Origin of the sequence: Ralstonia sp. AU12-08 (assembly GCF_000442475.1) — a bacterium.
Classification (GTDB): domain Bacteria; phylum Pseudomonadota; class Gammaproteobacteria; order Burkholderiales; family Burkholderiaceae; genus Ralstonia; species Ralstonia insidiosa.
In genome coordinates, this window is sequence record NZ_ASZV01000001.1 from 1 (window position 1) to 21,934 (window position 21,934).

Sequence of the window (21,934 nt, forward strand, 5' to 3'; positions counted from 1 at the left end):
GGACGTTTCCCGCACTTGGCAACACCTTTCTCGTGACCAACTGATGACCAGCGCGTGAAGAATCACCGCCAGCCCAGGCTGGGACAGGGATTGCGGGCAAAAAAATATTTCAAAAATAACCGCCGCGTCCCGCGGGGCAATCCGATTGACGCGTTGGCGGCTGCATTTACCTATGAAAGGAGCCTTGGAACGGCACCGCCCCTGGGCATGCCCAGGGCGAAGGATCTTCTTATATAAGAGAGACTGACGCCCAGCTACGCTCAAGGCGCAGCCGGCAATGCGCTTACTGGCCGCGCAGCGTCTTCGCAGCAGCGACCATGTTGGTCAGCGCCGGAATCACCTCTGCCCATTGGCGTGTCTTCAAGCCGCAGTCCGGGTTGACCCACAGGCGTTCCTGCGGAATGCGCTCGGCGGCCTTGCGCATCAGTTGCACGATGTGATCCTGCGTCGGAATGTTCGGCGAGTGGATGTCGTACACGCCCGGGCCGATCTCGTTCGGGTACTTGAAGTTGTCGAACGCGTCGAGCAGTTCCATGTCCGAGCGCGAGGTCTCGATCGTGATCACGTCGGCATCCATGTCAGCGATCGACTTGATGATGTCGTTGAACTCCGAGTAGCACATATGGGTGTGGATCTGCGTTTCATCACGCACGCCGTTGGCCGTGATGCGGAACGACTCCACCGCCCAGTCCAGGTACTCCTGCCATTGCGCGCGGCGCAGCGGCAGGCCTTCACGCAGGGCGGCCTCGTCGATCTGGATCACGCTGATGCCGGCACGCTCCAGGTCCAACACCTCTTCGCGGATCGCCAAGGCAAGCTGGTAGCACGACACCGAGCGCGGCTGGTCGTCACGCACGAACGACCAATTCAGGATCGTGACCGGGCCCGTGAGCATGCCCTTCATCGGCTTGCTGGTAAGCGACTGGGCGTACTGGATCCATTCGACCGTCATGGCGTTCGGGCGGCTGATGTCACCGAACAGGATGGGCGGCTTCACGCAACGCGAGCCGTACGACTGCACCCAGCCGAATTGGCTGAAGGCGTAGCCCTGCAGTTGCTCGCCAAAGTATTCGACCATGTCGTTACGCTCGGCTTCGCCGTGCACGAGCACATCCAGGCCCAGGGCTTCCTGCTCGCGCACGCTGCGCTCGATCTCAGCACGCATGGCCTGCTTGTAGCCGGTAGCATCCAGGGCACCCGCCTTGAACTGGCTACGTGCGTGACGGATCTCCGCCGTCTGCGGGAACGAGCCAATCGTCGTGGTCGGGAACGCTGGCAGGTTCAGCAACGCCGATTGCTTCGGGGCGCGCGCACCGTAGGCGTTTTGGCGCTCACCCAGCGCGCGGGTGATCTTGTCGACCGCCGCCTTGACGGCCGGGTTGTGCACGCGCGGCGAGCTACGGCGCGCATCGACGGCGGCACGGTTGACCGACAGCGCATCCTTTGCCGCCTCACGCCCTTGGCGCAGCGCAACGGCCAGCACCTTGAGTTCCTCCAGCTTCTGCAGCGCGAAGGCCAGCCAGGATTTCACATCGGCATCGAGCTTTTGTTCGCTGTTCAGATCCACCGGCACGTGCAGCAGGGAGCACGACGGCGCAATCCACAGGCGATCACCCAATTGCTTGGCTACCGGCTCCAGCCAGTCCAGCACGCCGTTGAGATCGGTCTTCCAGATATTGCGGCCGTTGATCACGCCCAGCGAGACCACGCGGTCGGCCGGCAGCTTGGCAATCAGCGCGGCAACTTCCTGGCGTGCGTTGATGGCATCCAGATGCACACCTTGCACGGGCAGCTCGGCCACCAGCGGCAGGTTCTCTTGCAGTTGGCCAAAGTACGTGGCCAGCAGCAGCTTGACCGGGCTCTTGGCCAGCGCGGCATAAGCGGTGCGGAAGGCGCCCTGCCATTCCGGCGCCAGTTCGGTCACCAGCGCGGGTTCGTCAATCTGCACCCACTCCACGCCCTGCGCGGCCAGGGCGGCCAGCAATTCGACGTAGACCGGCAGCAGGTGCGACAACAGTGCGAGCTTGTCGGACTCATCCTTGGCTTTACCCAGCGCCAGGTACGTGACGGGGCCGATGATCACCGGTTTGGCACGCACGCCTTGCGCGCGGGCTTCGGCCAGTTGCTCGACCAGGCGTGAGGCATCCAGCTTGAATGCCGTATCGGCGGCGAACTCGGGGACGATGTAGTGGTAGTTGGTGTCGAACCACTTGGTCATCTCGCCGGCTGCCACACCTCCGCAGCAGGCGGCGTGTTCGGCAGACTGCGCCGAGCGGCCGCGCGCCACGCGGAAGTAGTTGTCCAGCGCATCGCCGTGGAAGTCGCGCACGCGCTCGGGCAGGTTGCCGAGCGTGAAACTCATGTCCAGCACTTGGTCATAGAACGCGAAGTCGCCCACCGGCACGAAGTCCAGGCCTTGCTGGTTGTGCCAGTGGCGCTGGCGCAGTTGGGCGCCAAGGCCTTTCAATTCGTCGCGCGACGACTCGCCCTTCCAATAGGACTCGAGGGCGAACTTGAGCTCGCGTTTGGCGCCGATGCGGGGAAAACCAAGGTTGTGGACGGTGGTCATTGTCTGGAGTTTCCGATGGAATCAAATCGATCCGCCGATTCTAGAAACCCCATCCCATGAAGTAAAATGATGTGTTTTTCAAATTAAATGAATCATATTCATACATAGCAGTTGAGCAGGCCTCGAGCGCGAGCCCGGGGCGCAAGGACCCCCCATGACAGCCCCTACGACTCCGATTGAACGCAAGGCGTTGCCGCTGCCAGGCGGTCACAACAAAGTGCTGCTGCACTCATGCTGCGCGCCATGTTCCGGTGAGGTCATGGAAGCCATGCTGGCTTCCGGCATCGACTACACGATCTTCTTCTATAACCCGAACATTCACCCGCGCAAGGAGTACGACCTGCGCAAGGATGAAAACATCCGCTTTGCGGAGAAGTTCGGCATCCCCTTCATCGATGCGGATTACGACCGCGACAACTGGTTCGCCCGCGCCAAGGGCATGGAGCACGAACCCGAGCGCGGCGTGCGCTGCACGATGTGCTTCGACATGCGGTTCGAGCGCACGGCGCTGTATGCGCACGAGCACGGTTTTCCGGTCATCACGAGTTCGCTGGGTATTTCGCGCTGGAAGAACATGCAGCAGATCAACGAGAGCGGCGTACGCGCGGCCTCACGCTATCCCGATCTGATGTACTGGGAATTCAACTGGCGCAAGGGTGGGGGCTCGGCCCGCATGATCGAGATCAGCAAGCGCGAGAACTTCTATCAGCAGGAATACTGCGGCTGCGCTTACTCGCTGCGCGACACGAACCTACAGCGCAAGGCTGCGGGTCGCGCGCCAATCCAGCTTGGCGTGCTCTATTACGGAGCACCGGACGCCGAGGCCGGTGAAGGAAGCGTTTGAGGGACGCGCCCTAGACAGGTAGCGCCGCCGGCAAATCCGCCTTGCCCTCAAGTTGCCGAGTGCGGGCGAACACCCCTGGCGTGACCTGGAAGCGGGACTGGAAGACCGCGATGAATGCGGATACCGACGCGTAGCCCAATTGCTCGGCAACCACACTCACGGCGGTACCCGCCTCCAGCAAGGGCAACGCGGCAAGCAGCCGCAGCGCTTGCCGCCACTCGACGAACGACAACGCGGTGTCCTGCCGAAACAGGCGCGATAGCGTGCGGCGGGTGGCTCCGACCTGACCAGCCCAATCATCCAGCGTACGAGGGTCGCCCGGATCGACGTGCAATGCGCGCGCAATCTTGAGCAGGCGCGTGTCGCTCGGCATGGGCACAGATAACGGCGCAGCCCGCAGACGCCGGATGCGATCCATGATCAGGCACACCAGGGCACCGTCGGGGCCGTTCATGTCGTAATTCACCGGCAACTCGGCGGTTGCTGCCACCAGTTCGCGCAGCAACGGCGTCACGCACAGCATCGCGCCTGCACGTGGTGGATGGGCACCAAACGCGGCCGCATCGAGATAGAGGCTGTGGAAGGCCACGCATTCGCGCGTCGACACGGCGTGCGGCATGTCCGGCGGAATCCACATCGCGTAGTGCGGCGGCAGCAGATGACGGCCCAGTGGGGTATCGATCTCGATCACGCCGGCGGTGGCGTAAGTGAACTGCGCCCAGGGATGGCTGTGGGATTCCACCCAACCGTTGCCGGGAATCTCGAACGCCCGCACGAACAGCGGCCGCGGCAGCATTGCCATGGGCGGAACCACGTAGGCGTTGCGAGCTTGTCCTGCGAGCAGCATAGGGTGTCCTCCGCGCGGGATCGGGCGCGCGCCGCGGATGATACCGTGGTGCATCCACTGTTCGGCAACCATTCCATGAGCACACATACCGCCCTCTCCCGCCACACTGTCACCGCGCTGCGCGCACGCAAAGGCGCCGGCAGCCTGGTCTCGCTGACGGCCTATTCCACCCCCATGGCTCGCCTGGTCGACGCGCATGCCGATGTGATCATCGTCGGTGATTCGCTGGGTATGGTCCTGTACGGCATGCCCAGCACGCTGGGCGTCACGCTCGAGATGATGATCGCGCACGGCGCAGCGGTGGTACGCGGGTCGACGCGGGCCTGCGTGGTGGTCGACCTGCCGTTCGGGACATACCAGGAATCTCCCGCCCAGGCGTTCCGCAGTGCGGCGCGTCTGCTGAGTGAAACCGGCGCGCAGGCGGTCAAGCTGGAAGGGGGCGTCGAGATGGCCGACACCATCAGCTTCCTGACCGAGCGCGGCGTACCGGTCATGGCGCATATTGGCCTGATGCCACAGCAGGCCAACGCCACCGGTGGCTTCAAGGCGCAGGGGCTCGATGCGAGATCGGCCGCACGCATCTTCGAGGCAGCACGCGCAGTGGAGCAGGCTGGCGCGTTCTCGGTGGTCATCGAGGGCACCGCCGAGGCACTGGCGCGGCACATCACGGAAACGCTGGCGATCCCGACGATCGGCATCGGTGCCTCTGCTGCGTGCGACGGCCAAGTGCTGGTGACCGAAGACATGGTGGGCGGCTTCGACGCCTACACGCCGCGCTTCGTCAAGCGCTATGCGGACATCAATGCCGTCATGCGTGAGGCCGTCGCGCAATATGCCGACGAGGTTCGGCAAGGCGCCTTCCCGCTGGCACAACACTGCTTTGGCTACGGCAAGCCGCTGCAACTGCCCTCAGACCTGATCGCCACGACAAGCCTGGCGCCAGCTTGACGCTGGCCCGGTTCAGGCAGACATCGCCCGATCTCAACGGCCTGCGATGGACAGCAGCGAGTCAAACAGGCTGTTTGCCGTCTGCATGACCTTGGCTGACGCCTGATAGGCCTTCTGATACTGCATCAGGTTCATCGCCTCTTCGTCCAGGCTCACGCCAGACACCGACTGCTGCTGCCGCATAGAACTCGCCAGCAACCCCGTCTGCGCGGTCAGGTTGCCGTTGGCCTGGTTGGTCTGCACGCCCACCTGCGTGGTCAGGTTGTTCCAGGCCGAACCGAAGGACGTGGTGCCACCATCAAGCAGTGCGGCATTGCGCAGCTTGGCCAACGCGCTGGCGTTGCCGTTGTCGGTGCTGTTGGCGGCATTGGGCGAGAGCTTGAAGGTATCGCCGTTTGCTGGCGTGCCCGTCATCGTCATCTGGACGCCGTTGAACGCATACGTCGCGCCCTGGGTGTAGGGTGCCGTGCCGGTATACGTGGTCGACGTACCGTTGACGGTGACAGTCACCGTGCCCGGGAAGCCTGAAAGCGAACCGCCGCCCGCAGCGTTGTAGGTGAGCGAGACCGGCGAGGCAAGCGGCGCGCCCGCGTAGCCCGCATTCACGCCGACGGACGTGACTGCCCCGCTACCCTTGTTGTTGCTGCCCAGGTCCGCCACCACGGGCGAGGCTGCGGCGACTGCGTGGTAGTCGTTCGTCAGCGTCTTCATGCTGGACGCAGCGTTGGCGGTCGGGCGCACCAGGAATGAATCCCCGTTGTTCATGGCACCGCTCAGGTTGAGCGTGACGCCATCCACCGTGGTCGGCCAACTGGTGACAGTGACCGCGCCGGAGCCATCCGGATGGCGCGACACGGTATAGGCGCCGCCTTGATACTTCACCTGATAGTCGTACCCTTGCCCTGCGTTGGCATTGGTGACGCTGGCCGTGAGCGTGCCGCTACCAGTGTTGCCGCTGCTGGGTGCGACGGTGGGGCCGGCCACAGAGAACAGATCGGTGCCCAGCTTGCCGTTGGCATCCATGCCCAGCCTGTTCTGCGCGTTCACGGCGGACGACATCGCGGTCGCCAGACGGCCCAGGTTGTTTTGCGCCGGTGTGAGCGTATTGCGGCGGAAATCCATCAGCCCACCCAGGGCACCACCGCCAAGCTGGCTATCGTCAATGCTGACGGTACCCGCTGGGCTCTTGTAGCCCACAGAAAGCTGCGTCGGATCATACGGCGATGACATCGTCGTCAGCTCAAAGCTCTGATTGCCCTGCACCAGGGCCTGCCCGTTGCCAATGTAGACGTTGTACTGGCCGTCGCTCGTCTGCACGGCGCTGGCCTTGATGGACTTGTTGAGCGTCAACACCAGCTGGTCGCGCTGGTCACGCAGGTCGTTGGCGGGCTGGCCGGTGGAAGCCTCCGCCTTGGCGATCTGCTCATTGAGTGCGGCGATCTGTTTGGCGGTGCCGTTGACGGTGCTGACTTGCGTCTGCACCTGTGTATTGACCTGGCCAGACAGCGCATTCATCTGCCCCGCAATCGCATTGAAGCGGTTTTGCAGGCCAGCGGCGGCATTCAGGAAGACCTGCCGCGCAGTGGTGTCCGAAGGCTTGGATGCCAGCCCGTCCGCGGCATTGAAGAAGCTGGTGAGGGCCGAGCTGAGCCCGCTGTTGGGATCCCCCAGGTACTTGTCCAGGCCGGTCAGCAGGCTGCTGAGCTGGTTGGCAGCGCTGGTGGCCGCGTGGCCGCTCTGCACTTGCGTGGTCAGGAACTGGTCGTAGATGCGCTTGACGGTGGCGACATCGGCGCCCTGCCCCAGGTAGCCGACACCGGCGTACAACGGCACGTTCTGCGTCTGCACCGCTTCCTGGCGCGAATAGCCGGGCGTGTTGGCATTGACGATGTTGTTGCCCGTCACCTGCAGGTGGATGCCCGCGGCACGCAACCCCGATGCGCCAATGTTCAGAAGAGAGGAACTCATAGTTGCGAGGAGAAGAATCTGCGTGATCAGGAACGCAGTGCGTTACTTGAGCTGCGCCACTTTTTCCAGCATGCGGTCGGACGTCTGCACGGCTTTACTGTTGATCTCGTACGCACGCTGCGTCTGGATCATCTGGATCATTTCTTCCACCACGTTCACGTTGGACGTTTCCACGTAGTTCTGGTTGAGCACGCCCACGCCGTTCGAACCGGGTGCAGCCAGGTTGGCGGTGCCGGAGGCTTCCGTCTCTGCGTACAGGTTCTCTCCCATGCTGCGCAGGCCGGCCGGGTTGATGAAGCTGGCCAGCTGGAAGGTGCCCACCTGCGAGTTGTTCGTGGTGCCCGCCGTCGTGATCGTCACCACCCCGTCCTTGCCAACCGTCAGGCTCTTGGCGTTTTGCGGTACGGTAATCGCAGGCTGCACCGCGTAGCCGCTCGACGTGACGAGCTGCCCCTGCTGGTTGATCTGGAAGTTGCCGTCACGCGTGTAGGCCAGCGTGCCGTCCGGCATCTGCACCTGGAAGAAGCCGTTGCCGTTGATGGCCACGTCGGTCGAGTTACCGGTTTTGGTCAGGTTGCCTTGCGTGTGCAGCCGCGTGGTGGCGACAACGCGTGTGCCGGTGCCGATCTGCATGCCCGAAGGCAGCGTGGTCTGCTGCGACGACTGCGCGCCTGGCTCGCGGGCATTCTGGTACAGCAAGTCTTCGAACACGGCGCGCGAGCGCTTGAAGCCCGTCGTGTTGACGTTCGCCAGGTTGTTGGAGACGACGTCCAGCTGTGTTTGCTGGGCGTCCATCCCGGTCTTGGAGATCCACAGAGAGCGAATCAATTGGAGGCCTCTCGTCAGAATGGGGAGGAAGCCGCCCGGGGGCCCCGGCATGCCGGAACCGCCCCAGGCGGGTTGTCAATTGCCGTGCGCGATCAACGCAGGCTGACGAGCGTCTGCAGGATCGAGTCCTGTGTCTTGATCGTTTGCGCGTTGGCCTGGTACGAACGCTGGGCAACGATCATGTGGACGAGCTCGGCCGAGAGGTCCACGTTCGACTGCTCTGCCGACTGGGATTGCAGCAGACCGAACGAACCCATGCCCGGCGTGCCGAGGTTTGCAGCGCCCGAGTTGGAGGTCTCCACCCACAGGTTGCCGCCAATGTTCTGCAGGCCGTCCGGCGCCTTGAAGTTGGCCATGGCAATCTGCCCCAGTACGGAGCTGCGACCATTCGAGTAGCGCGCCATCACCGTACCGTCGTTGCCTACGGCATAGCTGGCCAGGCGGCCGGTGGCATAACCGTCTTGCGAAACGCCGGGGGCCGTATCGTTGTAGCCGCCGCCGTATTGCGTGGTGCCTGTCAGGTCGATGTTGCCGATGCTCATGCCGGCAAATGCCACCGGAATCTTGGTGGGGGTGGACGTCAACTGGCCATTGCCGTTAAAGGTGAGCGAGGTGATCGGGTTGCCGCCGGTGGGGGCCGCACCATCCACCATGGCGTGCACATCCCAGCCGGTGGCCGTGCGCACGTAGTAGTTGGTGAGCATATGGGCCTTGCCCGTGCCGTCATACACCTGCTGCGACACCGAATGGCTGAACGTTTGCGAGTTGGTAGACGAGAACGGCGTGGTGGTCGGCAGCTTGGCACCCGAATCCAGGTTGACGCCAAATGCCGTGTTGGTGGTTGCCAGCGGCGCCAGATCGTTCACCGGAATCTGCAGGTTGGTCAGCACGGCCGTGTTGACCTTGCCGGTGTTATCCACACCGTAGCCCGTCAGGTTCTGGCCGGTGGCGGAGATGATGTAGCCGTTCTTATCCGTGTGGAACTGACCGTTGCGGGTGTACGAAACCTGCCCGCTGCCCGGGTCCACCATGCGGTAGAAACCCGTGCCATTGATGGCGATATCCAGCGGATTGCCCGTACGCGTGACATTGCCCTGCGTAAAGGACTGCGACACGCGCGTCACGTTCACGCCTTGTCCGATCTGGCTGTCCGATGCGCCAACCAGCGAGCGCGCATACACATCGCCAAACACGGTGGTCGCCTTCTTGTAGCCCACGGTGTTGGCATTGGCGATATTGCTGCCGATCGTGTCCAGCGACTTGGATGCGGCATCGAGGCCGCTCAGCCCTTGTTGGAATCCCATGATGTTCTCGCTTGGAAAGTTGTACCGCTGTTGTATTGGCAGACGGTGCAATGTCGTCAGCCAGTGTCAAAGATTCGGAAATCGATCTCTCGGTATCACCACCCGCTCAACGACCGAGGCGATTTCGTCTTTAGACAGCGTGTTGTATTTCCCTTGCGAACACCTTATTGAATCTTGATTTAAAGCGATACCTTTCGATTCTTTGTGCAGTCTGACATTCAATCGATGAATTAGACGGATAAAAGCACCGCATCTCTTCAATTTGGCTCTGGACCTGCACGGCCCGCAGCTCGAATACCGTTTTTCGGCGCGGCGCTTCGCCACACACTTTGCCTATCCGCCGATCCCGGCAATTCATTACGAGGATAGACATGACACGCCCGCTTCTTCAGAGAGGACTCTGTTCGTGTGCACGCAGCCCACACCTCTGAGCTACCATGCACCGCAACTTCGCATTCGAATCTCGATGCCCGCGGCTCAGCCCGCAAGATCAGGAGTCACCTTAATGCCGCAGCTCTCCCGCTTCCACGCGCTATTGCTGCTGTTGCTTCTCTTGTTGGCGCAAGGTGGTGTTGCCACGGGCGCGGACAAATCCGACGACACCTTCCACACCCAGCAGTCGGCGCGGGAAGCGCGGCAGCAGCTCGCTGGCTGGATACCGGCCGCCATGGGGCTGGAAGCGGCCATCAAGACGCTTCAGTCGCGCGGCTTCACCTGCCGGGCGATGCAGCCTGCGGCCGGACTACGCTCAAGCACACTCTGCACGCTCGAGCCAGTCGCCGAGGTGCCGCCCGCTCAGCGGCTTGCCACGTCCGCGACGCCGATCCACTGGTTCGTCACACTCGACTCGATGGACGGCACCACCATCAGCAACGTCCTGGTCGGTCGCTCGCCCAAGGACATCGGCGGGTGATCCATCGGCGGTTACCTTGAAGCTCCCGCATCTCAGGCGCCGCCCTCCCCCGATCCGCGCTCAGCCAACGCCTCCAGTAGATCTGCAGAAGGAACGAAGAACAGGCTGCCCGTGACCGCGCGGCTGTAGTCCAGCAGGCGGTCATAGTTGCCAGGCGGGCGGCCAACGAACATGTTTTCGAGCATCTGCTCGATTGGCGCCGGCGAACGTGCGTAGCCGATGAAATACGTGCCGAACTCGCCGGAACCCGGCCGGCCGAACGGCATGTTGTCGCGCAGGATTTTCACCTCCCGCCCGTCTTCCTCAAGCGTTGTCAGCGAACTGTGCGACCACGACGGTTTGACATCGTCGTCCAGTTCGATGTCGGACAGCTTGGTCCGCCCGATGATGTGCTCCTGCGCCTCGACGGAAAGGGCGTTCCACCCCGCCATGTCGTGCAGATACTTCTGGACGAGCACGTAGCTTCCGCCGGCAAAGGCCGCATCCTCATCACCGATCACGGTGAAATCAACGGCTTCGCGGCCCTCTGGATTCTCCGTTCCGTCAACAAAGCCGACCATGGCGCGCTGGTCGAAGTAGCGGAAACCGTGCACCTCGTCGACCACCTTGACCGCCGCGCCCAGTCTGCCGATCAGCTGCGTGGCGAGTTCAAAGCAGAGATCCATCTGGTCTGCACGGATATGCAGCAGGAGATCGCCTGGCGTTGCGACAGCGGTACGTTCCCCCGATCCGAACACGCGGAACGGATGCAGCGACGCTGGCCGCGGTGTGCCAAACAACGCATCCCACGCATCCGAGCCAAAGCCGCAAACGCATGACAGCTGACCCGCCGGAACACGCTTGCCGACTGAGCGAACAAGCGCCGCAACGTCGGCGCACCATGCGCGGACAACATTCGCGTGATCAGCGCCTGGGTTCAGGGTGGCGACAATAAAGATAGCGTTGCGGGTCACGGGACCAGCAACGGCTTGCGGTTCTGGGGTTGGCATGGGTTGGCGTGCATTGAAGGCGGTAAGGTTTTGCAGCCTACCAGAACATGTTCGCCATTGGCGGATGCCACGCCTGATGAATCCACCTCATGGCAGCTACTCGTAGTGCAGGGTACCGAGACCGGCCGGCTCAACTGCGGCGGCCTCTTCTTCCTCGTGTGCAGCGATCGCGCGCTGCAATGCCTGCCTGGCTGCCCCATCTTGCTCCGGCAGACCGGAAAGCAAAGCATGCAGCACCGGCAGCGTGCAAATCGCCGCCAATGCCCGTGCGGCATGGTCCCGCACGTTTTCATCATCGTCCCGCAGGGCTTGCGTCAGTGCCGGCAATGCGTGCTCCGCATCCGCATGCGAGCCTCGATGCAGATTACGGAGCGACTCCGCAGCCTGTGCACGGATTTCTGCATCCGGGTCACGCAGCGCCGTGACAAGGGTCTGCATCGCCGCTGCATCACCGCTATCGCCAAGCGCCCACAGCGCTCCAACACGGACGCGCTGCCCCAGCGCGGGTGTCTGGAACGCGGTGATGAGGTGTTGCGTGGCACGTGCGTCGCGCTGTTCACCGAGCGAACTGACGGCGTAGTAGCGGACCTCCTCATCCGCCTCGTCAAACACGCGCGCCGCAATCGCGTCGACCACCCGCGCATCGCGCTGCCAGCCCAGCGCGATGACGACTTCCAGACGCACGCGCGGCTCGGGGTCGTTGGCAACGGCCAGCAACGCAGGCAGCACCTGCGGCGGACCGAAGCGCAGCCCCTGGGCCGCCTGCCGGCGGACTTCCGCTACGGGGTCGGACAACGCGGCCAACAGCAGGTCGCGCAGTGTGGTGTCCTCCGTGTCGAGGCATTCGCACAACGCATCCAACGCGGCGGCGCGCACGCTACCGTCAAGGTCTGCCGTGGCGGTAACCAGATCAGGCATCGCGTTGGTGGTATCGCATCTGGCGAGTGCATGGATTGCCCAGATGCGCACGTCGACGTCGGTATCCAGATGCAGCCGTGCGCGCAATGCGGCAATCACGGGCTCGGACGACCACCGCCCCAGAACCTGTACCGCCTCTCGCCGTACCTCGGCACTCGGATCCTTGAGCGCCTGGAGACATGCGGGCAGGTGCGCCTGCGCAACTGCCTCCGACTGCATGCCCAGGGTGAGCACGGCAGCGGCGCGAACGTCCGCCTCGGTGTCGTGCATCAGCGCATACAGCACGGCATACTCGGCTTGTGGGTGCTGGCCCAGGTCGTAGTCCGCGAGCGCATGGACAGCGCTCGCGCGGAAGTAGGCATCGGCGTCGCGCGTGGTGGCCACTAGTGGGGGAACAAACGCATCATCCACGCCCAGATCGGTCAGGCTGACATTGGCACCGCGACGCGTGTCGGGGGCTTGCTGCCGAAGCGTGGCGATGAGCGCTTCGATCTCGGCGGCACGGTGCGCCTCGGCTGGCCCCGCATCAGCGCCGACCGCGTCAGCGCGCTCGCGGCGATTGGCCAGCGCGGTTTTGATACGAGCCATCAGCGACATCAAGCCCATGGAGTGGCAGCTCCTCTACGTTCGGTCAAGGCCAGAAACGCGCCCACACAGGCGGGAGAATGAAACGCACCCCAGGGCGGTCTGCCGGCGGGCCGAGGATCGGATTCCGGCGAGCGCGGATCGTAGCGCGCATGCACTCGCTGTTGCAAGTAGCGCACTTGCGCGTGCCGCTGGCGTCTTACCTATCTCTCGATGGAAGGAGGCGATGGCGCCCGACGCTCAGTTCTTGGCGGTACTCACGCCATCCCGGTTCCACCACCCGCCCCCGAGCGCCTGGAACAACGCCGCCGTATCGGTAAAGCGGTTGGCGCGCGCGGCAATGGTGGCTTGCGTGGCAGTCTGATAGGCCTGCTCGGCGTTGAGCACGGCGAGGATGTTCACCTGACCAAGCGCACGTTGCTTGTCGGTGATATTGAGTGTGGTCTGAGCGGCTTGTTCGGACTTGAGCGCCGCCTTCAGTACGTCCGCATCGGCATCCAGCGCATGCAGGGTATCGGCCACGTTCTGGAACGCGGTGATGACGGTACCGCGATACTGTGCCTCAGCCTGGTCGACGCCGGCGTCGGCACCGCGCTTTTTCGCCAGCAACGCTCCGCCGTCAAAGAATGTCTGCGCCACGTTACCTACGAGGCTCCAGAAGACATTACCGTCGCGGAACATCTGGCTGAAGATTTCGGCGGTGCCACCCTTGGTGCCGGTAATCGTCAATTGCGGCAGCATGTTCGCAATGGCCACGCCCACCTGCGCGGTGGCGGCATGCAGTTGCTCTTCGGCTGCGCGCACGTCGGGGCGCTGGCGCACCAGGTCAGACGGCAGCGACACCGGCAGATCTTGCGGCAGCTTGAAATCGGCAAACGTAAAGGTCTCGGGAATGCCCTCGCTCGGCAGCCTGCCCGCCAGGGCGGCCAGCAGGTCGCGCTGTACTGCCAGTTGTTTCTGCAGATTGGGGAGTGCCTGCTCGGCCTGTGCCAGCGCAGTCACGGCAGCAGCTACATCCAGCCCGGTGACGGCGCCAAACTGGAATTGCTTGCGCAGGTTGTCGACCAACTGGTTATTGATGTCCACGATGCGCTGTTGCGCGGCGATCTGCGCGCGCAGCGAGGCCTCTTGCACTGCCGCCGCCACGATGTTGGAGGCCAGCGTGAGGTACGCCGCCTCCATCTGGAAGTACTGCGCATCCTCCGCCGCCTTGAGCGATTCAACCTGGCGGCGAGTCAACCCAAACACATCCGGTGCGTAGCTGATGGTGAGCTGCGCGGTGTGCAGTGTGTAGATCGGGGCACCCGAAGTGAGCGTGGGCGAGATGGTACCCACAGCGTTCTGCTGACGGCTCGGCTGATAGGAACCCTGCAGCAGCGGGAAGAACGAGGCCTGTTGTGCCCGTGTTTGCTGCTGTGCGACCCGCAGCGCAGCTTGCGCGGCGGCCAGCGTGGGGCTGGCGGCAAACGCATCGGCAATCACCTTGTTCAGCTTGTCCGACTGGAATGTCTTCCACCATTGGTCGGACACCTGCATGCCCGAGACAAACCGCTGCGCCTCACCCCCTTGTGTGGCGGCGGACGACGTCTGCTCCGGCAACGGCTGCGGCGTATAGCCGGTCACCTTGGGCGCTTCCGGCGTCTTGAAATTGGGCCCCACCGCGCACGCGGAAGCCAGCAGGCACGCCGCTGCCAAGGCAGTCAGGCGCAGCAGAACAGAGGCGGAATGTGGTGTGCGGAAAGCGGTGTTGGCGGGCATGGAAGCACCCAGTCTGATCGAATGGCGGCGATTCTAGGGGAGACGCCATTTGTTGCGAACTGTGATTCGTCACAGTAGACCGATCTGCAGGCAGCCAGCATCATCCCGGCAAATTTCCATCATCAGGGGTACTGCTGTGCAGGTCGATTACAAATCCGCAGCCCTCGGGGGCGCAATTGCCGCGCTTGCCGTGGGCGGGCTCATGTGGGCGATGGGGGGATCAGGCGGTCCAAAGCACTCGGAAGCCGCAACGCCCAGCGCATCCACGTCGGCCTATGGCGCGCCCACCAAGCTGCCGGCCGCCCCGTCTCGCGATGGCCAGGCCGTCACGCTCAGTGCTTCGCAACTGCAGTACATCAAAGTCGCACCGGTGGAACTGCGCGACTTCGCCAATCGCCGTGAAGCGGTCGGCAACGTCGACTTCAATGAAGACCGCGCAGTGCAGGTGTTCACGTCCTACCAGGGCAAGATCCGCAATATCTACGCCAAGGTGGGAGATACGGTCGCCAAGGGCAAGCCTCTGTTCGATATTGAGAGCCCCGATCTTGTACAGGCGGAATCCACGCTGATCTCGACCGCTGGCACGCGCAAGCTGACCACGGCGGCACTGGCGCGCGCGCATCAGTTGTATGACATCCAAGGGTTGGCGCAGAAAGACCTGGACCAGGCCATCTCTGACCAGCAAGGCGCTGAAGCTGCCTACAAGGCTGCTCGGGAAGCACTGGCGGTGTTTGGCAAGACGCCGGCACAGATGGACCAGATTGTCGAGACCCGCAAGACCGACTCGGTGCTGACCGTGGTGAGCCCGATCTCCGGTCAGGTCACGGCGCGCAGCGCGCAGCCGGGCCTGCTGTTGCAGCCGGGCAGCGGCACTGCGCCGTTCACGGTTGCGGACGTATCGACCATGTGGATGCAAGCGTTCGTGCCGGAAGCGGATGTGCCGCTGCTGCATGTCGGCCAGCCGGTCAAGATTCATGTGATGGCATTCCCGGGGCGCGCGTTCAACGGCAAGATCACCACCGTCGGTGCCACCGTGGATGCCAACACGCACCGCATTCTGGTGCGCTCGGAAATTGACGATCCCAAGCGCGAACTGCGCCCCGGAATGTTCACGTCATTCGACATCACCACCGCCGCACCCATGAGCTCCCCTGCGCTGGCGACCGACGGCGTGGTGCGGGAAGGCGACGGCACCATGACCGCCTGGGTCACGACCGACCGCAAGCGCTTTGCCCGGCGCGTCATCAAACTTGGCATTGAGCAGGACGGCTTCGTGCAGGTGGTCGAAGGCCTGACGGCCGGTGAACTGGCTGCCAACGAAGGTGCGCTGTACCTGAGCACGGCAGCTGCCGGCAGCATCAGCAGCGCCGACTGAAGGGGACCACCGTGCTGAAGGCGATTCTCAAGCTGTCGCTGCTGCGGCGGCCGCTGATCCTGTTGTTCCTGCTGGTATTCGTGGTGGCGGGGCTGTTTGCCTATTCCAAACTGAATATCGAGGCCTACCCGAACCCTGCGCCCGTCATTCTCGAAATCACCGCGCAAACGCCCGGCCTGTCTGCCGAGGAAATGGAGCGGTACTACACCGTGCCGATGGAAATCGGCCTGGCCACCACGCCCGGTGTGGAAAGCATCCGCTCCACGTCGTTCTACGGCCTGTCGTTCGTGCGCGTGACGTTCAAGTACGGCATCGACTACTACTTTGCCTACACGCAGGCGGCGCTGTCCCTGCAGCAGAACGTCAGCCTGCCCAACAGCGTGCAGCCGCAGATCCAGGCGTCGAGCCTGGTGGGCGAAGTGGTGCGTTATCAGGTCAAAGGGCCGCCGCACTATGGCCTGACCAACCTGCGCACCCTGCAGGATTGGGTGCTGCAACGCCGTCTGCTGACCGTGCCGGGCGTGGCGCAGGTCGTGAGTTGGGGTGGCACCACCAAAGAGTACGACGTCGAGGTCGACCCGAAAAAGCTAGAAGCCTATGGCGTTACGCTGCCGCAGATGATGACCGCCCTGGGCAACGCCAACATCAACGTTGGCGGGCGCACCATCAACTTCGGGCAGCAGTCGATCAATATTCGTGGTGTCGGCCTGATCGAAGACATCAAGGACATCGACAAGATCGTCCTCACGCAGACCAACGGCGTGCCCGTCCAGGTCAAAGACGTGGCGAAAACGAAGATCGGCTTCAAGCCGCGACTGGGTATTGCCGGGCGCGACAATGACAGCGACGTCGTCACTGCCGTCGTGGTGATGAACCGCACCATGCAGACCAACGACGTGGTGACGCGCGTCAAAGCCGAGCTGGACAAGATCAACACCGACGGCACACTGCCGGCCGGCGTCAAGGTCGAACGCTACTACGACCGCTCGGAACTCGTCTCCGTGACCACGCACACGGTGATGCACTCGCTGCTGTTTGGCTGCTTGCTGGTGTTCTTCATCCAGTGGATCTTCCTGGGCGACCTGCGCAGCGCGATCATCGTCAGCGTGAACATTCCGTTTGCCCTCTTCTTCAGCATCCTGATCCTGCTGCTGACGGGGGAATCGGCCAACCTGCTCTCGGTGGGCGCGGTGGACTTCGGGATCATCGTGGATTCCTCGGTCATTCTGGTTGAGAACATCTTCCGCAACTTCCAGATGCCGCCGGCCGAGCAGGTACGCCTGCTGACGAGCCGAGACGCCAAGGTGCTCGGCCTGCGCGTACCGGAGCGCTTGCGCATGATCTTTGTGAGTGCGCTGCAGGTGGACCGCGCGGTGTTCTTCTCTGCGCTCATCACGGTTGCCGCGTTCGTGCCGCTGTTTACCATGCAGGGCGTGGAAGGCCAGATCTTCGGCCCCATGGCACGCACCTATGGCTATGCACTGGCCGGCGCGCTGATCGCCACCTTTACCGTCACGCCGGCGCTGTGCTCGTACCTGCTGCCCAAGCACATTGAAGAAAAGGAAACCTGGCTGGTGCGCGTGCTGCATCGGGCGTATCAGCCGGCGCTGACGTGGTCGCTATCCAACCGGCGCATCGCGGTGGCGATTGGAGCCATCGTCTTGGCGGCAACCGTCGCGCTGATGCCATTCCTGGGCACCGAGTTTCTGCCCGCGCTGGAAGAAGGCAACCTGTGGATCCGGTTGACCATGCCGCAAACCGCCTCGCTCGAATCCGGCGTCGTGCCGGTGGCGCGGATGCGGCAGATCCTGCTCAAGCACCCCGAGGTTCGCACGGTGGTGTCGCAGCATGGCCGGCCGGATGACGGCAGCGATTCGGCAGGCTTCTATAACGCCGAGTTCTTCGTGCCGCTCAAGCCGTTGGACCAATGGTCGTCCGGCATGACCAAAGAGAAGCTGATCGCGCAGATCCAAAAGGAATTCACGAGCGAGTTTGCCGGGGTTGGCCTGAACTTCTCGCAGTACATCCAGGACAACGTGGAAGAAGGCCTATCCGGCGTGAAGGGGGCCAACTCGGTGAAGATCATCGGCCCGGACCTCAACGTGCTGGAAAACCTGGCCACCCAGGTGCAGACCGAGATGAGCAAGGTCAAGGGCGTGACCGACCTGGGCGTGTTCCGCGTGCTGGGTCAGCCCAACCTGAACGTGCGCATCAACCGTGAGGCTGCGGCACGCTATGGGCTGAACACCGGCGACGTGAACACCGTGGTGCAAGCCGCGCTGAGCGGCTCGCAGGCCAGCACCATCCTGGAGGGCGATCGGCAGTTCGCACTGACAGTACGCATGGCACCGGAGTACCGCAGCAATATCGATGCGGTACGCAACATCCGCGTGGCCTACACGAATGCGAATGGTGGCAACTCGTACATTCCGCTGTCGGCGCTGGCAGACATCACGCTGGATACGGGTGCCTCGTACATCTATCACGAGAAGAACACCCGCTATATCCCCGTCAAGTTCAGCGTGCGCGGGCGCGACCTAGGCGGCACGGTGGAAGAAGCGCAACAGCGCATCGCCCAGAACGTCAAGCTGCCGCAGGGCTATCGCATCGACTGGGCCGGCGAGTTTGAAGAGCTGGAGCAAGCCAAGAAGCGGCTTGAAGTGGTGGTGCCCATCAGCATCGTGTTGATCCTGGTGCTGCTGTATGGGCTGTTCAACTCGCTGCGCGACAGCCTGATGGCGCTGGCCGGCATTCCGTTTGCCATCACCGGTGGTGTGGCGGCGCTGTTCCTGACGGGGCTGGACTTCAGCATCTCAGCGGCCATCGGCTTCGTCTCGTTGTTCGGGGTGTCGGTCATGGACGGCATCCTGATGATCACGTACTACAACGACCTGCGCAGTGACAAGGGCCTCAAGCCGACTGAAGCGATGTTCCATGCCGCGCAGCAGCGGATGCGGCCAATGCTCATGACGGCGCTGTCGGCGTGCATTGGCTTGTTCCCGGCGGCCATCTCCACGGGCATCGGCAGCCAGGTGCAGCGTCCGCTGGCAACCGTGGTGGTGGGCGGCATGCTTGTCGGCCCCCTGATGTTGCTGGTGATCGTGCCGGCGCTGCGGATGGTGTTTCTCGGCAAGGAGCCGCCAGATGCCCCGCCCCTTGAAGAGGCACCGGTCTAGCGTACTGCCGCGCCCCCGGCGCGGCATGCACTACAGCTTGATGATGCCCGCGCTCGAAGCCTTGACTACGGCTTCGATGCGCGTGGCCACACCCAGCTTCTGACGCGCGTTGTCGATATGAAAATCGACCGTACGTTTGGACAACCCGAGAATCGTGGCGATCTCGCCAGAGGTCTTGCCGCGCGCCGACCAGGCCAGCACTTCCACTTCGCGCTCACTCAGGTGCACCGGCGGCAGCGCTGCGCGTGGGCGCACACGCTTGGCAAGGCGTGTCTGCACAATGCTGATCAGGATCTCGAAATCGACCGGCTTGGTCACGTAGTCATCCGCACCCAGGCGACGGCCACGCAGCTCCGATTCGCGCTGCGCCATTGCGGTCAGAAACACGAACGGAATCTCGGCATAGCGCGGCGCAAGGGTCCCGACTTGCTCCAGCAGCTCGAACCCGGTCATGCCGGGCATGCTCACATCGCACAGCACCAGATCGGGCTCCTCGCGCAGCAGCGCTGCCAGGCCAGACTCCCCATCATGCGCGACAGTGACAGCGTAGCCGTGTTCGACCAGCTCTTCGCTGATCAGCTCCGCGGTCTCGACGTCGTCCTCGATACAGAGGATTTTCGGAGCCGTTGCGTTCATGATGCGCTCATGTGAAGGTATGGTTACCGATGCTTCGCTGCAGCCCCAAGGACCCAGCGCATGACAATTCCGATGCACTCTCCGGAGCCGGCCCACAGTGCGCCCGCCTCTGGTATCTCCCCCAGGCGACGCCTGCTCGGCCTCGACTCTCCGTCAATCCTGCGCCCCATCCGGGTGCGGTTGTCGCTGGTGTTCGTGACCTTTCTTCTGCTGGTGATTGGCGTGGGTGCCTTCAGTATCAACCAGTTGGCCAGCTTCCACAGCGTGTCGGCACAGATCAGCGAACGCTGGCTGAAGAACAGCCGCATTCTAGGGGATCTGAACAACTACATCTCCGACTATCGTGCCGCCGAGGGTGATTTCCTGATCGCCTCGTCCCGTGCTGATCTGCGCGCGGCGGATCAGCAGGTCGCCACACTGGATGACCTCATTGCTGCGTCGCAGGCACGCTACGACAAGATCGAGCACGACGCCGCCGAGCGCGAGCTCTATAGCCAGTTTGTTGTGCAGTGGAACATGTATCGGGAGCTGGCGAGGCGACTGATGATTTCTGCCAAAACCGGCGAAGTAAAAGGCGCGACGCAGCTTTACCACACGGAGTCCAAACGGGCTTTCGACCTGGCCAATGACACGCTGGGCGTCATGACCGAGCGCAGCGTGGCCGGCGGCGCCGCTGAAACCGAGCGCGAAGCACAGGCCTATCACGATGCGCGGCAACTCATCATCGGCGCCATCATCGTGGCGGCGTGCCTGGTCGTGATTGCGGTGGCTTACCTCGCCTATGCCGTCTCGCGCCCGATCGCCGTTCTGGTCGATCGAATGCACCACATCGTCAACAACGACACGCACGTCGACATTCCTGGCCTTGAACGTCGCGATGAAATCGGCGACATCGCGCAGGCCGTGGCACGTTTTCGCGACAACACGATCGAACTCGGCCGCAGCAAAGATGCACTGGTTGCACAGGCAGCAGTTCTGCAGGACCTGCTGGACAAGGAGCGCCGCCTGGCCGAACTGCAGCGCAACTTCGTCTCCATGGCGTCTCACGAATTCCGCACGCCGCTCGGCGTGATTGATGGCCATGCACAGCGGCTGATGCGCATGCGAGAAGCGCCCGCGCCAGAAGTGATCGACGAGCGCTGCGGCAAGATCCGCGCTGCAGTACAGCGCATGACGCATCTGATGGATCATCTGCTCGATTCTTCGCAATGGCTCGACACCACAACGCCAGCGGCGATGCGGCGTACGAAATTTCCGCTGCCGGCATTGCTGCACGAGGTGTGCGAGATGCATCGGGACAGCACACCCGGCACACGCATCGAAGAACACATCGAAGCCGATGGACCCGACATCATCTTTGGTGATGCCAAGCTGCTCTTTCAGGCGTTCAGTAACCTGATCGGGAATGCCGTCAAATACTCACCACCTGGCACGCCGGTCGGTGTGTATGTGCAAGGCGACGCCGAAAGCGTATCGGTGGTGGTGGAAGACCGCGGCCTGGGCATTCCGGAGCGCGATATCGAGCGGCTGTTCGAGCGCTATGTTCGCGGAGGCAACGTGGCCGGTACAGTGGGGGCTGGCGTCGGACTGTACCTGGTCAAGCTCGTGGTGGAACTGCACCAGGGCACGATTACCGTCAGCAGCGCTGAAGGCAAGGGTTCCAGGTTTATCGTGCGCCTGCCGCGCCTGGAAGGCTGATCAGGCGCGCCGCGAAGCCTTGAGCGCCAACGCCCAGGCCACCGTGCCGATCACGGCCCCGAGCAGGAACGGATACGAGCACAGATTTCCCGAGCCCCACTCGAGGAACGACCACGCCAAGCCCACCGCTGCGAGCATCAGGCTCCATTGCGCAGGTTTGCCCATCAGGTGGCGGACCACGCCGCTGTAAAGCAGCAGGCACGCCAGCAGAGAGATCAGTGCGGTCAGCAACGACATCGAACCCGTGACCACCGTCTCCCAATAGGCCGATGCGTATGTGGCGGCAAAGCCGGCCTGCAGCAGCGTTGCAATGGCAAGCGGCGCGCGCGTCGAATCGGTGGTCTGCTGTGCTGGTGTCGATTCCATCATCCCCTCGGCTGTCTTGGTGTTCTTGCGGGCGTTTCCACGTCGACCTTCGGACGAAAATGGGACGCCCAGATCGCTTGGGTGCGCAGCATAGCATTCAGCCAGCGCACGGCCTCCGCAATCGCCCGGCTTGCCGAACGTCACAACCCGTGACACACTCCAGCCGCTGCCTTCACCGGCAGCACGCAGGCGCGGCGGGCGCAACACGCACC

The 21,934-nt window shown here is 63.2% G+C and carries 15 protein-coding genes and 1 pseudogene; 6 read left to right on the forward strand and 10 right to left on the reverse strand.

All coding sequences use genetic code 11. From position 1 onward, the window contains the following. Positions 1-283: 283 nt before the first annotated feature. Positions 284-2,569 carry a 5-methyltetrahydropteroyltriglutamate--homocysteine S-methyltransferase gene (gene metE, locus C404_RS30725; RefSeq protein WP_021192496.1) on the reverse strand — a complete coding sequence of 762 codons (2,286 nt, stop codon included), beginning with the start codon at positions 2,567-2,569 and terminating at the stop codon, positions 284-286. A 154-nt stretch (positions 2,570-2,723) separates the two neighbouring features. Here metE and C404_RS30730 point away from each other — a divergent pair, with 154 nt between their 5' ends. Further along, positions 2,724-3,413: an epoxyqueuosine reductase QueH gene (locus tag C404_RS30730; protein ID WP_031328611.1), complete on the forward strand. Its 690-nt coding sequence runs from the start codon at positions 2,724-2,726 to the stop codon at positions 3,411-3,413. A gap of 10 nt (positions 3,414-3,423) precedes the next feature. On the opposite strand, the gene C404_RS30735 is transcribed toward C404_RS30730, so the two are convergent. After that, positions 3,424-4,260, reverse strand: a complete 837-nt coding sequence (locus tag C404_RS30735) for an AraC family transcriptional regulator (RefSeq protein WP_021192498.1) — start codon at positions 4,258-4,260, stop codon at positions 3,424-3,426. Between the two features lie 75 nt (positions 4,261-4,335). Here C404_RS30735 and panB point away from each other — a divergent pair, with 75 nt between their 5' ends. Continuing rightward, positions 4,336-5,208, forward strand: coding sequence for a 3-methyl-2-oxobutanoate hydroxymethyltransferase (gene panB / locus C404_RS30740; RefSeq protein WP_031328612.1), 873 nt, complete (start codon positions 4,336-4,338; stop codon positions 5,206-5,208). Positions 5,209-5,241: 33 nt separating this feature from the next. Here panB and flgK read toward each other — a convergent pair whose 3' ends face one another. The 3 genes from flgK to flgE all read right to left on the reverse strand — a co-directional run bounded on the left by flgK (position 5,242) and on the right by flgE (position 9,308). Then, positions 5,242-7,176: a flagellar hook-associated protein FlgK gene (gene flgK, locus C404_RS30745; protein WP_031328613.1), complete on the reverse strand. Its 1,935-nt coding sequence runs from the start codon at positions 7,174-7,176 to the stop codon at positions 5,242-5,244. 42 nt (positions 7,177-7,218) lie between these two features. Beyond that, positions 7,219-8,004: a flagellar basal-body rod protein FlgG gene (flgG, locus tag C404_RS30750; RefSeq protein ID WP_031328615.1), complete on the reverse strand. Its 786-nt coding sequence runs from the start codon at positions 8,002-8,004 to the stop codon at positions 7,219-7,221. 92 nt (positions 8,005-8,096) lie between these two features. After that, positions 8,097-9,308: a flagellar hook protein FlgE gene (gene flgE / locus C404_RS30755; protein ID WP_021192502.1), complete on the reverse strand. Its 1,212-nt coding sequence runs from the start codon at positions 9,306-9,308 to the stop codon at positions 8,097-8,099. Positions 9,309-9,813: 505 nt separating this feature from the next. On the opposite strand from flgE, the gene C404_RS0129430 reads away from it, so the two are divergent. Continuing rightward, on the forward strand, positions 9,814-10,221 hold the full coding sequence (locus tag C404_RS0129430; RefSeq protein WP_021192503.1) for a hypothetical protein: 408 nt from the start codon (positions 9,814-9,816) through the stop codon (positions 10,219-10,221). Positions 10,222-10,271: 50 nt separating this feature from the next. On the opposite strand, the pseudogene C404_RS30760 reads toward C404_RS0129430, so the two are convergent. The 3 genes and pseudogenes from C404_RS30760 to C404_RS30770 all read right to left on the reverse strand — a co-directional run. Then, positions 10,272-11,210: pseudogene (locus tag C404_RS30760) on the reverse strand (Dyp-type peroxidase); the annotation flags it as partial. Positions 11,211-11,306: 96 nt separating this feature from the next. Then, the gene (locus C404_RS30765; protein WP_160170162.1) at positions 11,307-12,716 is read right to left on the reverse strand and encodes a HEAT repeat domain-containing protein; all 1,410 of its coding nucleotides are present in this window, start codon (positions 12,714-12,716) and stop codon (positions 11,307-11,309) included. Between the two features lie 237 nt (positions 12,717-12,953). Next, positions 12,954-14,471 (reverse strand): efflux transporter outer membrane subunit, encoded by a 1,518-nt coding sequence (locus C404_RS30770; protein ID WP_021192506.1) that lies wholly within the window; start codon positions 14,469-14,471, stop codon positions 12,954-12,956. A 136-nt stretch (positions 14,472-14,607) separates the two neighbouring features. Between C404_RS30770 and C404_RS30775 the strand changes: the two genes are divergently transcribed. Both C404_RS30775 and C404_RS30780 read left to right on the forward strand, forming a co-directional pair. Then, positions 14,608-15,846 carry an efflux RND transporter periplasmic adaptor subunit gene (locus C404_RS30775; RefSeq protein WP_021192507.1) on the forward strand — a complete coding sequence of 413 codons (1,239 nt, stop codon included), beginning with the start codon at positions 14,608-14,610 and terminating at the stop codon, positions 15,844-15,846. Between the two features lie 11 nt (positions 15,847-15,857). Then, complete coding sequence (locus C404_RS30780; RefSeq protein WP_021192508.1) at positions 15,858-19,022, forward strand: efflux RND transporter permease subunit; 3,165 nt, start codon at positions 15,858-15,860, stop codon at positions 19,020-19,022. Positions 19,023-19,052: 30 nt separating this feature from the next. Here the strand turns inward: C404_RS30780 and C404_RS30785 are convergent, their stop codons facing one another. Then, complete coding sequence (locus C404_RS30785) at positions 19,053-19,658, reverse strand: response regulator transcription factor (protein ID WP_021192509.1); 606 nt, start codon at positions 19,656-19,658, stop codon at positions 19,053-19,055. Between the two features lie 72 nt (positions 19,659-19,730). Between C404_RS30785 and C404_RS30790 the strand changes: the two genes are divergently transcribed. Further along, entirely contained in the window at positions 19,731-21,356 is a 1,626-nt protein-coding gene (locus tag C404_RS30790) for a sensor histidine kinase (protein WP_031328617.1), read from the forward strand. Here the strand turns inward: C404_RS30790 and C404_RS59810 are convergent, their stop codons facing one another. Beyond that, positions 21,357-21,929: a hypothetical protein gene (locus C404_RS59810; RefSeq protein WP_021192511.1), complete on the reverse strand. Its 573-nt coding sequence runs from the start codon at positions 21,927-21,929 to the stop codon at positions 21,357-21,359. Positions 21,930-21,934: the final 5 nt, after the last annotated feature.

What these genes read in the sequence shown, in the direction of transcription:
- flgE (WP_021192502.1), bottom strand. Translation starts at nt 9,308, where the DNA reads ATGGGATTCCAACAAGGGCTGAGCGGCCTCGATGCCGCATCCAAGTCG.
- C404_RS30770 (WP_021192506.1), bottom strand. Translation starts at nt 14,471, where the DNA reads ATGCCCGCCAACACCGCTTTCCGCACACCACATTCCGCCTCTGTTCTG.
- C404_RS30730 (WP_031328611.1), top strand. Translation starts at nt 2,724, where the DNA reads ATGACAGCCCCTACGACTCCGATTGAACGCAAGGCGTTGCCGCTGCCA.
- C404_RS0129430 (WP_021192503.1), top strand. Translation starts at nt 9,814, where the DNA reads ATGCCGCAGCTCTCCCGCTTCCACGCGCTATTGCTGCTGTTGCTTCTC.
- flgK (WP_031328613.1), bottom strand. Translation starts at nt 7,176, where the DNA reads ATGAGTTCCTCTCTTCTGAACATTGGCGCATCGGGGTTGCGTGCCGCG.
- C404_RS30785 (WP_021192509.1), bottom strand. Translation starts at nt 19,658, where the DNA reads ATGAACGCAACGGCTCCGAAAATCCTCTGTATCGAGGACGACGTCGAG.
- metE (WP_021192496.1), bottom strand. Translation starts at nt 2,569, where the DNA reads ATGACCACCGTCCACAACCTTGGTTTTCCCCGCATCGGCGCCAAACGC.
- panB (WP_031328612.1), top strand. Translation starts at nt 4,336, where the DNA reads ATGAGCACACATACCGCCCTCTCCCGCCACACTGTCACCGCGCTGCGC.
- C404_RS30735 (WP_021192498.1), bottom strand. Translation starts at nt 4,260, where the DNA reads ATGCTGCTCGCAGGACAAGCTCGCAACGCCTACGTGGTTCCGCCCATG.
- C404_RS30790 (WP_031328617.1), top strand. Translation starts at nt 19,731, where the DNA reads ATGCACTCTCCGGAGCCGGCCCACAGTGCGCCCGCCTCTGGTATCTCC.
- C404_RS30765 (WP_160170162.1), bottom strand. Translation starts at nt 12,716, where the DNA reads ATGGCTCGTATCAAAACCGCGCTGGCCAATCGCCGCGAGCGCGCTGAC.